General features: G+C 43.9%; 13 protein-coding genes. 4 read left to right on the top strand and 9 right to left on the bottom strand.

The features are described 5' to 3' along the window. Window positions 1-195: 195 nt before the first annotated feature. Window positions 196-570, bottom strand: coding sequence for a 30S ribosomal protein S12 (rpsL, locus tag B2Y23_RS13645; protein WP_004648013.1), 375 nt, complete (start codon window positions 568-570; stop codon window positions 196-198). Between the two features lie 178 nt (window positions 571-748). Further along, window positions 749-2,176, bottom strand: a complete 1,428-nt coding sequence (locus B2Y23_RS13640) for an EcsC family protein (protein ID WP_291371395.1) — start codon at window positions 2,174-2,176, stop codon at window positions 749-751. Between the two features lie 281 nt (window positions 2,177-2,457). On the opposite strand from B2Y23_RS13640, the gene B2Y23_RS13635 reads away from it, so the two are divergent. Continuing rightward, complete coding sequence (locus B2Y23_RS13635) at window positions 2,458-3,687, top strand: beta-ketoacyl synthase N-terminal-like domain-containing protein (RefSeq protein WP_291371393.1); 1,230 nt, start codon at window positions 2,458-2,460, stop codon at window positions 3,685-3,687. Between the two features lie 70 nt (window positions 3,688-3,757). Continuing rightward, entirely contained in the window at window positions 3,758-4,210 is a 453-nt protein-coding gene (gene hemJ / locus B2Y23_RS13630) for a protoporphyrinogen oxidase HemJ (protein WP_291371391.1), read from the top strand. Window positions 4,211-4,592: 382 nt separating this feature from the next. Here hemJ and B2Y23_RS13625 read toward each other — a convergent pair whose 3' ends face one another. The 4 genes from B2Y23_RS13625 to B2Y23_RS13610 all read right to left on the bottom strand — a co-directional run bounded on the left by B2Y23_RS13625 (window position 4,593) and on the right by B2Y23_RS13610 (window position 8,993). Continuing rightward, complete coding sequence (locus tag B2Y23_RS13625) at window positions 4,593-6,050, bottom strand: amino acid permease (protein ID WP_291356579.1); 1,458 nt, start codon at window positions 6,048-6,050, stop codon at window positions 4,593-4,595. A 138-nt stretch (window positions 6,051-6,188) separates the two neighbouring features. Then, the gene (locus tag B2Y23_RS13620; protein WP_291356581.1) at window positions 6,189-6,548 is read right to left on the bottom strand and encodes a RidA family protein; all 360 of its coding nucleotides are present in this window, start codon (window positions 6,546-6,548) and stop codon (window positions 6,189-6,191) included. A gap of 51 nt (window positions 6,549-6,599) precedes the next feature. After that, window positions 6,600-7,697 (bottom strand): alanine racemase, encoded by a 1,098-nt coding sequence (gene alr / locus B2Y23_RS13615; protein ID WP_291356583.1) that lies wholly within the window; start codon window positions 7,695-7,697, stop codon window positions 6,600-6,602. A 36-nt stretch (window positions 7,698-7,733) separates the two neighbouring features. Next, entirely contained in the window at window positions 7,734-8,993 is a 1,260-nt protein-coding gene (locus tag B2Y23_RS13610; protein ID WP_291356585.1) for a D-amino acid dehydrogenase, read from the bottom strand. A 137-nt stretch (window positions 8,994-9,130) separates the two neighbouring features. Between B2Y23_RS13610 and B2Y23_RS13605 the strand changes: the two genes are divergently transcribed. Beyond that, on the top strand, window positions 9,131-9,595 hold the full coding sequence (locus tag B2Y23_RS13605) for an Lrp/AsnC ligand binding domain-containing protein (RefSeq protein ID WP_086197651.1): 465 nt from the start codon (window positions 9,131-9,133) through the stop codon (window positions 9,593-9,595). 60 nt (window positions 9,596-9,655) lie between these two features. Here the strand turns inward: B2Y23_RS13605 and B2Y23_RS13600 are convergent, their stop codons facing one another. Next, window positions 9,656-10,300: an HAD-IA family hydrolase gene (locus tag B2Y23_RS13600; protein WP_291356588.1), complete on the bottom strand. Its 645-nt coding sequence runs from the start codon at window positions 10,298-10,300 to the stop codon at window positions 9,656-9,658. A gap of 101 nt (window positions 10,301-10,401) precedes the next feature. Between B2Y23_RS13600 and B2Y23_RS13595 the strand changes: the two genes are divergently transcribed. Further along, window positions 10,402-11,169 carry a hydroxymethylpyrimidine/phosphomethylpyrimidine kinase gene (locus B2Y23_RS13595; RefSeq protein ID WP_291356590.1) on the top strand — a complete coding sequence of 256 codons (768 nt, stop codon included), beginning with the start codon at window positions 10,402-10,404 and terminating at the stop codon, window positions 11,167-11,169. A gap of 127 nt (window positions 11,170-11,296) precedes the next feature. Here the strand turns inward: B2Y23_RS13595 and B2Y23_RS13590 are convergent, their stop codons facing one another. Continuing rightward, on the bottom strand, window positions 11,297-11,632 hold the full coding sequence (locus B2Y23_RS13590; protein WP_291356592.1) for a YegP family protein: 336 nt from the start codon (window positions 11,630-11,632) through the stop codon (window positions 11,297-11,299). A gap of 245 nt (window positions 11,633-11,877) precedes the next feature. Beyond that, the gene (locus B2Y23_RS13585; RefSeq protein ID WP_291356594.1) at window positions 11,878-12,237 is read right to left on the bottom strand and encodes a 5-carboxymethyl-2-hydroxymuconate Delta-isomerase; all 360 of its coding nucleotides are present in this window, start codon (window positions 12,235-12,237) and stop codon (window positions 11,878-11,880) included. Window positions 12,238-12,417 lie beyond the last annotated feature (180 nt).

Raw genomic sequence — 12,417 nt, 5'->3', positions numbered from 1 at the left:
CGCGACGTCTTGGCATTTTAATACACCTATAAATATGACACTTCAGGTTTATCCAGCATGAGTACAAAGTGTCATGTACTGTTCGCTGGCCTTACTACACGTCGCTTGAATTTCACAAAATTAAATGCAGAAATCAGACAAGCGAGACGATAAAGGATTGCGGTTCTACGTTCTTAAGAAGCTAATCTGAAAAGATTATTTCTTAGGACGTTTAGTACCATATTTAGAACGTGACTGGTTACGATCTTTAACACCAGCGCAGTCTAAAGAACCACGAACGGTATGGTAACGTACACCTGGTAAGTCTTTAACACGACCACCACGGATAAGCACAACACTGTGCTCTTGTAGGTTATGGCCTTCACCACCGATATAGCTTGATACTTCAAAACCAGAAGTTAAGCGAACACGGCAAACTTTACGCATTGCTGAGTTAGGTTTTTTAGGTGTAGTTGTGTAAACACGTGTACAAACACCACGACGTTGTGGACAAGCCTTCAACGCAGGAACTTTTGATTTTTCAATCAAAGTCGTACGACCCTTACGGATCAACTGATTTGTTGTTGCCATTTGGCAATTCTCCCGTTAATAAAAAGCCTCAAAAAAATACCACTTTTTGAGGGCACACAATTGTAAGCTAAGATAGAAAAATGGTCAATATTCGAGGCTATGTCAAATATTGACCACTCAGCTATATATTGGTCAGTAGACGCTTTTTTAAAGACTTAATTCCAGACTTTTATACACTCTATTTTGTAACTTTTTTCTTCGTTGGCTTAGGTGCTTCATTCTGTTCAGATTCTGCAGCAGCAAGTTGCTCAGTTGCAGTATTTGCTCTTTCAGTATCTGCCTGGCTATCTTCGTCTATTTCCGACTCATCTATCGGTATGGCGGGTTTTTGCGGTTCAACCTGTGCATGCGGCTCTACCATTTGTTCAGCCAAATCCTCCAGTCCTTGTTCTACTCGCTGATCTTTGCGCTCCTCATCTATGCTTGCATCATCGGCTTTCTTTTTAATGGTGACTTTGGCAATAGCATCATTTCCTTCCACCGGAATGTCCTGATCCAGTTTAAGCTCACCTGGATTTAGTTCACTTTTAGTAAAAGGATTTAATAATTTTGGCGTTGCATGTGCCAACAATTCCATGGATTTCTCATAAGCGGCCACAGGAGATAAATCCGCTCCTTCATGCTGTTGCAAATAGCTTCTGGCATTGGAAAATATCTGCTGCGCTTTCTGGTTGACCTCTTCCACCATTTTCCAGCTATAGGCTGCACTTATACCCGCCCCAGCAACTGGAGTTAATTTACTGATCAATGAAACTTTAGGCAGATGATTTAACCAGTGCCATTTCATTTCACCATTTTCATTGACCAGCCATTTTTTGAGTGGCTCCGCATTATTACTGGAACCCAGCAGGTTTTGTAATTGCGCGGTATCATTGCTTTGCAGCATATTCGACACCATTTTTAGCGCCATCAATACACTCTGTTTTTCAGCAATCTGACTCAAGTCAATTTGTTTAAATACAAACTGAACAATATCGTGTTCCGTATCTTTATTCAGCTCAAAGCCATAGGCACGTCCTACCTGATAAATCGTGCGTAAAGACATAATCAATGACAAAGGCACATCAATCGCTGAACCGAGCACACCTGTAGCGCCTGTGACCGCGCCCTGTATAGAAGCGATCCACTTGTTCTGTTCTGCCAATGCCTGACTTACCCGCTTAGAACGATCCACGTCTTGGGTCAGTTCCTGTAAATCTTTTGCTCCAGCCTGATCCAACACAGCATCTACAGAACTCAGATTTGAAGTGAACTGATTTAAATGTTCAAAGAAATAGTCTGATAATTTGTCTGAAAAATCCGGTGAAACAAACTGCGCCACACGATTGACCTTATTATACTGACGACCCAGCAATTGTCTGGATACATTGGGCAAATACTCACGTATCATTTGTTGTGGATTATCATATTTCCTGGCTTCAAATACGCTTGGAGAACGGGCACTTCCTTCGACAACATGACCATTCTTCAAGGCCCCGGAAGCCTTGCCAGTACGCTCGGTAGCCGCATGACTCAGGGCATTCATTCCTGTTGCACTGATCTTTTTAGCCACTCCCAAAGCATTTGAGATGAATCCACCTGAATGTTTATTATTGGTATCCGCCATTCTTTTACCCTCGTCTTCTATTCTTACAATTATTGATAAATACTAGGTATAGTCTAAGTTTATCTCAATATGATTGTGTATCTTTTAGTTAATTGTTCCGTTTAAACATTACAGATACATACAGTCGAAATAGGCATAATATTTGCCATAAGAATTCAAAAACCTTTCTGCTATGATGAATGCAACTGAAAAACCTGGGTAATACGCTGGATTGAGATTTTTACTTTTCTCTCTGAATCAGCGGCTTTTACTCAAAATATCACCATATAAGGGATCTGTAGATGAAACGTGTTGTAATCACTGGCATGGGTATCAACTCATGCATTGGTAACTCTTTAGAAGATGTCACTCATTCTTTACAAAACGGGATTTCTGGAACACGTTTTAACCCGACTTATGCAGAATTAAACTTTAAGAGCCATGTCAGTGCAGCAGCTGAACAAGATTTTGACAACATTGACCGCAAATTAAAACGCTTCATGGGCATTTGTGCCATGTATGCCTACAACTCGGCACTTGCTGCGGTAGAACACGCAGGTTTAAGCGTTGAAGATTTAGCTGGCAACCCACGTTACGGTATTACCGGTGGTTCAGGTGGTGGTTCAACTGCCTCTGTTATTGAAATGAACGAACTATTGCAAACCAAAGGTGCACGTAAAGTAGGTCCTTTCTTTGTACCGCGTAACATGACCAACACCATTACTGCAAACGTAGGTGTAGCATTTAAATTACAAGGCGTTGCACACTCGATTACCAGTGCATGTGCCACTTCTGCCGATGCCATTGGTTATGCTTATAACCTGATTCAAATGGGTAAACAGGATTTAATGTTGGCGGGTGGCGGTGAAGAAGATCATTGGTCACAAAGCTTGCTATTTGATGCCATGGGCGCGCTTTGCTCTAAATATAACGACAGTCCTGAAACAGCATCTCGCCCTTACTCTGCGGACCGTGACGGTTTCGTGATTGCCGGCGGTGGCGGTTTCGTGGTGCTTGAATCACTTGAACACGCACAAGCCCGTGGCGCTAAAATTTTAGCTGAAGTTGTCGGCTACGCAACCAACTCTGACGGTGCAGACATGGTTGCACCAAGCGGTGAAGGTGCAACACGCTGTGTACTGATGGCTTTAGAAGAAGCTAAACAACACGGTGTAGATAAAATTGACTATGTAAATACACATGGTACATCGACTCCTGCTGGTGACATCACAGAATTGAAAGCCATGGAACGTGCATTTGGTGAAGGTCAGGTTCCTCCACTGAGCTCGACCAAGTCAATGACCGGTCACAGCCTGGGTGCTGCCGGTGTACAGGAAGCGATTTATTCAGTATTGATGATGCAAAATAACTTTATTGCACCAAACATCAACGTGACTGAACTGGATGAAGGCGCAAAACCGTTTGATATCGTACTTGAAAAACGTGACGCAAAATTGAATACTGTGATGAGTAACAGTTTCGGTTTTGGCGGTGTAAATGCCTGTCTCGTTTTCAAAAAATGGGAAGGCTAAGCTAAGAAATGTTGATCATTCAGTCATGGATGATCAACTTCTGCCACACTGCCCTTAAAAGGGTGAATAGATGGATGCTCCTTCTGATGCTTTCTTGTGGGTAAAAGCATTACATATTATTGCTGTAGTTTGCTGGTTCGCCGCTTTATTCTACCTGCCACGTTTATATGTTTACCATGCCATGAGTGAAGATGCGGTGAGTCATCAACGCTTCCAAGTTATGGAGCGTAAGTTGTACCGTGGCATCATGTGGCCAGCGATGGTTGCAACGCTGATTACGGCGCACTTCCTGGTCGATTGGGGCGATGCCACCCGGCACTATCATGACGCACTCTGGTTTTACCTGAAAGTCGGATTGGTGGGCTTACTGGTGATTTACCACTTTGTCTGTGGTTATTACCGTAAGAAACTGATCGATAACCCGCACTATAAATCACACAAGTTCTGGCGCTTCTTTAATGAAATGCCAACGTTCATTTTATTCGCAGTGGTGATCTTAGTGGTGGTTAAACCCGTGTTCTAAGCATCAAAAAAAGCCCTCAATCTAAGTAATGCCAGTCAGTTAAGAAATTGACTGGCATTTTCTTTTTTAAATTCATGACTGTAGTTGATATGTGGAAAAGTCATCCGCAACTGTTTGAGGCCGGACTACATTAAAAAATGATTGTTTCTGCGACAAATTTTCTAGTTGATAGAGGCTGACGAATTTTGCGGATGACAAATGCCTTTGGTTACTTTGGGCGAAACCAAAGTAACAAATGAACTACAAGGGTTTGATTTTAAAAGGTAAGACTCCGCCATAAATTATTAAAAAATTAAAGAGTTTATTTCTAAACTCCTTAACTGATCAGCATTACTAAATCGAAGGCTTTTTATATCTTAAAGAAACTATATCTGAGAGAAACTTAGTTCAACATTTCCTGATTGCGTTTCAGTATTTCCTTGTTGCGTTTATGCATCCGTGGTTTATACAGCAGCTGATAGGTGACTGCCAAAATAATCAGCCAAATCGGACTGATCATTAGGGCACGTAAGGTATCGGCTTCCAGACTTAAAATAATCAAAGTAAAGAACAAGAATACCAGTACCACATAAGACATCCAGATTCCGCCCGGCATTTTAAAGGTTGACTTGGCATGCAGCTCCGGACGCAGTTTACGGTAACGGATATAGCACACCATAATGATGCTCCAGATACTGATAAACAAAATCACGCACAGCGAACTTGCTAAAGTAAAGGCTTCAACCGTATTCGGTACAAAGTATTGCAGCGCGGCGCCCGCCATAATAAAGGCACAAGAGAACAATAAGCCTTTTGCAGGCACGGCACGCTTAGACAACTGCGCCAGCTTTTGCGGTGCTTGGCCTTCTCGCGCCAAACCGAACAGCATGCGCGATGTTGAAAACACGCCACTGTTCATGGAAGACATGACCGAAGACAGCACCACCAGATTCATGATAATGGCTGCTGCCCCAATGCCTGCATGCATGAACAGCGACACAAACGGACTTTGATCCGCAGGAATCTGGTTCCACGGGGTCACCGACATTACGATGAACAGCGACAAGACATAGAACAAAATAATCCGGGTTGGAATGGCGTTGATTGCTTTAGGCAGGTTTTTTTCAGGGTCCTGGGTTTCTGCCGCCATGGTTCCAATCAGTTCCACGCCCACAAAAGCGAACAAGGCAATCTGAAAACCGGCCAGGAATCCGCTGCCGCCTTGCGGGAACATGCCGCCATGTGACCAGACATTGCTAAAGCTGGCAAGCGAACCACTGGGTGCATAAAAATGGTTAAACACCATAAAGCCACCAATACCAATCAGCCCGAGAATGGCCAAAATCTTGATAAGGGCAAACCAGAATTCAATTTCACCGAACAGACGCACAGCGAGCATATTAATCCCGAGCACCAGCAACACGCAGGCCACACTGATCATGGCCTGTCCTGATGGGGTAAAAGCCATACCTTCAGGCAGCCAGAAACCAAGATAGTTGATAATGGCAGCCAAGTCTGCGATGCCGACCAGCACCCAGCCGAGCCAATACGACCAGCCGATATAGTAGCCTGCACCCGGACCAATCAGGTCATGCGCCATGTCGATAAAGGATTTGTAGTGCAGGTTAGAGAGTAAAATTTCACCTAATGCGCGCATCAGGAAAAAGAACATGGTACCGATGATCATGTAGATCAATAAAATTGAAGGCCCAGCCAGGGAGATAGTTTTGCCTGAGCCCATAAACAGGCCTGTCCCAATCGCGCCACCAATGGCAATGAGTTGCAGGTGACGGTTGGACAGTTTTCGTTGTAATTCATGCGAGGATGCCTGGACATCGTCTGCTCGTGGTGTAGTGGTCATAACTGAACATCCTTTTAACATACGATTGCGTGTAAACCATGTGCTTTACATTGCCAGTCATCCCAACCAGCGACATTTACACGCTAGGCAACAAAGCCGTCGCAACCGCTTTGCTGCCATACGGGGAGATTTTTTACATTAAGGCTGTGCCGCCGTCACAGCAATTTCAATCAACCAGTCCGGATTGACTAAATCTGCCTGAATGGTGGCACGTGAAGGAGGAGTACAACCTTTCATCCAGTCAATCCAAAGGGTATTGACGGTTGAAAAGTCAGCGAGATTTTTAATATAAAGCTGTGCAGACAGCAGCCGGGATTTATCCGTTCCAACCAAAGCCAGCAGTTCATCAATCGTGGCTAAAATTTCACGGGTTTGACCGGCCACATCATTATCGGTATTTTTCGGCACCTGTCCAGAAAGATAGACCACCTGATTAAATACCGTCACAGCGCTCATGACATCATTACTGTTGAATTTTTGAATGTTGTCAGCTGACATATACATTTCCTTGTATCAATAATTTGAATAAATAATCTGATTTTCAAGAACTTAATCTTGAACAAAATTGACTCTGGCCGTGACTGCACACATCAGCTCATAGCCAATGGTGCCTGAACCTGCTGCGACCTCATCAATACTGAGTACAGCCCCTTGGGAGGATTTCCCCCAGAGCACCACCTCACTACCCACGCCCGCATCAGAAATAGTCGTTAAATCCACCGCCAACATATCCATACTGACGCGACCGACTAAATGACTGCGCTGACCATTGACCAAGATTGGCGTTCCGGTTTTGCTCAGACGCTGATAGCCATCGGCATAACCGCAAGCCACAATGCCAATACGCATCTCCTGCTCGGCAACAAACCTCGAGCCATAACCGACACTATCACCCGCTTTAAGCTGTTGCACGGCAATGATTTCACTGCGCAGACTCATCGCAGGCTGCAAATTCCAGTCATCAATCGTATGTGCAGGGAAATCGGGAGAACTGCCGTACAACATGATTCCGCTACGGATCACATCTGAATTTAAGTCTGCATGGCGAAGAATGGCAGCACTGTTACATACGGAACGCGCGCCCGGTAAATCCTGTGTGATGGCATCGAAGATTTGACACTGATGTTCAATGCCGTCGCGTCCTAAACGCTCACCGTCTGCATCGGAGAAATGCATCATGTGAGTGATGCTTTTAATGTTAGGCAGTTGAGATAATTGTTGCCAGATGTCACGGTAATGAACAGCCGCAAAACCCAGACGGTTCATGCCACTGTTCATTTTTAAATACACATCAAACTGCGCTGCTCTGGGGAATCGGGCCAACCATTCAATCTGATATTGGCTATGGATAGTGAAACTCAAATTCAGCTCATCACAGTCAAACAGGTCTTGCTCGGAAAAAATGCCTTCAAGCAATAAGATGGGGCCTTTCCAGCCTAGGGCACGAATGCGTTTCGCCTCTGCCAAATCGAGCAGTGCAAAACCATCGGCAGACTTGAAAGCTTGATAAACGCGCTCAATACCATGACCATAGGCATTGGCTTTCACCACCGCATAGACTTGGCTATTCGGCATTTTGGTACGGGCAACATCTAAATTGTGCTGCAGTGACTGGCTATGAATCACTGCAGTAATGGGACGTGGCATGTTGTTCTTCCTTGAATCTATATGTCCGAATATGTCTTAGGCAGCTGAAGGATAACGTTGGATCGATAGACCTTCGGTACTGATATCCGGTTGATGATTCATGACCAGGTCACTGATGAGCTTGCCTGAACCGCAGGCCATGGTCCATCCCAGCGTGCCGTGACCGGTGTTGAGGAACAGGTTTTTAAAACGCGTTGCGCCGATAATCGGGGTAGAATCCGGCGTCATTGGACGCAAACCGGTCCAGAAGGTTGCTTCTGCCAGGTTTCCACCCGGGAATAAATCCTTAGTGACCATTTCCAGAGTTGCACGGCGGTCCTGATTCAGACCATGATTAAAGCCACTCAGTTCAGCCATACCTCCAACGCGGATACGCTGGTCAAAACGGGTAATTGCAATCTTATAAGTCTCATCCAGCACCGTAGACTGCGGTGCAAATGCAGGGTCGACAATTGGAATGGTGAGTGAATAGCCTTTCACCGGATAAACCGGCAGGTTCAGCTGCAACGGTTTGAGGAAATCACGTGAATAACTGCCAAAAGCCAGGACATAACGGTCTGCGGTGAGGACTTGTCCATTTACCACCACACCTTTGATGTCATCGCCTTCAACCACCAGTTTTTCGACGTTTTGGTTGAACTTAAACTCTACACCGAGCTCTTTGGCCAAGTTTGCCAGCGCATTGGTAAATAAGTAGCAGTCGCCGGTTTCATCATTTGGCAGATGCAGGCCACCAACCAATTTATCTGTGGCAAATTCCAAAGCCGGTTCCACTTTGGCTAGATCATCTTTGAGCAAGAGTTCATGCTCAACACCACATTCTCTTAACACCTGAATGTCACGTTGCACCATGTCTAGTTGCGCTTCATTACGAAAAACTTGCAAAGTGCCTTTAGAACGGTTTTCATAATGAATGCCAGTCTCTTTACGCAGCTCTCTGAGGCAGTCACGGCTATATTCCGCCACCCGCGTCATACGCTCTTTATTAATTGCATAACTGTGTGGATTGCAGTTCTTGAGCATCTGCGCCATCCACTGTAATTGCCACATGCTGCCATCCATATTGATGGCGAGCGGTGCATGATGCTGGAACATCCATTTGACTGCTTTAAATGGAATACCTGGCGCCGCCCACGGGGTCGAATAACCCGGCGAAACTTGACCCGCATTGGCAAAACTGGTTTCTTCAGCTGGACCCGCTTGACGGTCCAGGACAGTAACGGTTGCTCCCTGTTGTGCGAGGTAATACGCACTTGCAACGCCAATGACACCACTACCTAAGACAATTACACGCATTGCTTATCCCTAACGCATATTAGTTTATTTCACTAGTATATTTTTTGATTGATAGTTTTTTTCACTGTTTTAAGCACTATAATCTAGGTAATTTGATAGTTTTGTCGCGAAAAAATTCTAAAAAAAGGAAAATCATAATGCGTAAACTAGACCGTATAGATCAGCAGATTTTAGATATTTTGCAGCGCGATGGACGGATTGCGATTAGCGAATTGGCGTCTCGCGTTAACCTGTCTACCACGCCCTGTTCGGAGCGGGTTAAACGTCTGGAACGCGATGGCATCATCATGGGTTATTACGCGCGGCTGAACCCGCAATTGGTCGATCGCAACTTGCTGGTGTTTTTAGAAATCAAACTATCAGCCAAATCAGGCGATGTGTTCGATCAGGTAGCACGTGACTTGGTGGAAATTCCTGAAGTTCTGGAATGTCATCTAATTTCCGGGGAATTTGATTATCTGGTCAAAGCCCGCCTCAAAGAAATGAGTGCTTATCGGCGTCTTTTAGGGGATCTGTTGAAAAAGCTTCCCTCCTCCGCTTCCTCACACAGTTATATTGTGATGGAAGAAGTGAAGGAAAGTTTTTATCTGGATTTGCGTTAACGGTCCAAAAAGCTTGATTCAGGGGAGATACTAAAGGAACTACTTGCTTGAATTGAGTGATCAAAAAAATTGAAGCAGATCGGAAAATTTGGCTATCCGTGCTTTAGGTTTTGCCTGAGTCAGTTCTGCGTCAGAACCATAACCATAGTCCACTGCAATCGTGTCTATACCATTGCTGCGAGCGCCAAAAATATCATGCTCGCGATCACCCACCATCACACATTCAGCTGGATCTAACTTTTCCTTTTCAAGAATATAGGCAATCAGCTCCGCTTTATTGGTACGCTCACCATTCAGCTCACTGCCATAGGCATATATAAAATATTGCAGTAAATCAAAATGTTCCAAAATCTGTTTGGCATAGATTTGAGGTTTTGCCGTAGCCAAATACAAACGAAAACCCTTTTGCTGTAAGGTTTGCAAAGTTGCAGCTACATCTTCAAAAACATGATTTTCATATAAACCCGTCACAGCAAAACGTTCGCGATAGCCCATCAGGGCCTGTTCAGCCAGAACATCATCCACTGCAACATTTAAAATTTTCGCCAAAGATGCCTGCAAGGGTGGGCCAATAATCCAGTCGATATTGACATCATCGGCAATCGGATGCCCCACTTTGGCCAAACCGTAACGTGCCGAAGTGGTAATCCCCACTTTGGGATCAGTTAATGTGCCATCTAAATCAATCAAAATATTCTTAATCACCAACCGATCCTTCAACTTAAATTTTTACTTAACAAATACTATCGAGACTTGGCTCAAAGTTGCCTATACTAACGCAAATTTTACGAATGAAGGACTTCATTGTGCGCCCTACTGTACTTTGCTTTTCTGGTTTAGATCCATCCGGTGGAGCTGGCTTGCAGGCAGATATTGAAGCGATTGGTCAAAGTGGTGCACATGCGGCAATTGCCTGTACTGCCCTGACCATTCAAAACTCGCAACAGGTGTTTGGCTTTGAAGCCACTTCAAAAGAATTACTCTTGGCTCAGGCGCATGCAGTGGTGGGAGATTTACCGATTAAATGCGTGAAATCCGGCATGTTAGGAACCACGGACAATATTGCCGCTTTAGCCGAATTTCTACGTGAACATCCTGAATATTTATATGTGCTGGATCCGGTACTGGTAGCCAATAGTGGCGGTTCTTTGGGCGATCAAGCCACACTGGTCAAAGCTTTTGTCGAACTGATTCCGCTTGCGACTGTGCTGACGCCGAATACGGTAGAGCTTCGTGCATTAACCGGGATTAAAGATATCGACCAGGCCACAGCCCAGCTTTTTGCCATGGGTGCCAAAGCCGTTTTAGTAAAAGGCGGACACGAAGCTACTCCCGACTATATCCGCAATGCTTTATTCATCAATGGTGAACTGGTGTCTGAAACCCGCTGCCCTCGCCTTGAAGGTGAATATCACGGTTCAGGTTGTTCACTGGCAAGCTTCATTGCCGGCCGTTTAGCGCAAGGTGATGATCTAAAACAGGCCGTCAACCATGCCGAAACCTGGCTGTTTGGGGTACTTAAAAAAGCAGAATCACCTGTACCGAATGGCCAGAAAATTCCTAAGCGCTTTTAAAACAGTCAGCAATTGAAGCCTGAGATCAGTTCATTCAGGACTAATTTTAGATAAATTATAGACTTTTCGTTATTACAAAAAATAAAGCATGTATTACTACATGCTTTATTTCATTTACCTATTCAGACTAGGCAATCAGTTCCTTAATTCTGGTGGTTGAGCCGTTGTTTCTCACTGACTCTATGCCTTTTTCACGGGATTGATCGCTCGAATATAATTGGCTGATACCAATAATCTGATGATTCACCGCCTTTAATTTAAAATAAGGCTTACCATTTTTGGCTTCTAAGCGTTCATAACGGCTCTCATTCAGGCTATTTCTCTGAACCGATTCAATACCAATGTGTACAGAGGCTTTTGCCTTATATAATTCACTGGTGAGAATAACTTCTCCATTTCGCGCTTTTAATACAAAACGATACTGTCCGTCGTCTACTTGACTGATTTCATACCATCCGGCCATGTTGAATCCCCTTTATTATTGTTAATTTATAAGAACTTCATTATTTTTGTTTTTCAGCAAATCTTTTTTTATAAAATATAAATAAATTTCAGTTTTCAAATGTGGTTATTTTGTAATCAATAGTATCTTTAAGCCAAATACCATAAAAACTGATCTTACTCAGCTAAATTTGGCTTAAATTCATTAAATCCAAATAAATATCAACAGGATAAATAAAAATTTAGGCTCTTGACCTTTATCAGCTTTTAGATAATTTTCTTAGAATAAGTGGCTTTCTGCATTTCTAATATTTCCACACAAATCTGTACACTGACTTGGCTTTGCGCAGGCATGTGCCGTTCGAGTGTGTGCAGAATCACTTGAGCAATTTGCTGCTGTAATTCCACACTACGTCCGCTCAATAAAGAAACTTTTGCATGCACATAGGCCTGCGAAGCATCTGCTAAACCAATGACAAAATCATGCTGGCAAATGGCACGGCTTTTTAGCTCATTCGCAGCTCCGACATAAGCACCCTCAACCAGCGCCTGGTTTAAGGCAAGCAAAACGGGTTTGGGTGCAAAATTTTCTAGATTGTCTGAATATTCAAGATGGATATGCGGCATAACAAAAATTCTTTAAAATGAGTGACTGGGGTTATAGCATGATGATGGCTCAATCCTAAAATAGATTTCTCAATGCTGAATCAACCATGCTTCTGATAAAACCAGCAACATGATAATTCATGGAGTCATTACTTCATAAAAAAAGCTCCGGCATATTGCCAGAGCTTTGAGGCTGTTAAT

The organism is Acinetobacter sp. UBA5934, from assembly GCF_002430855.1.
In the GTDB taxonomy this organism is placed as follows: Bacteria; Pseudomonadota; Gammaproteobacteria; order Pseudomonadales; family Moraxellaceae; genus Acinetobacter.
Note: the sequence above shows the minus strand (reverse complement) of the source record. Positions and strands in the feature narration are given on the sequence as shown.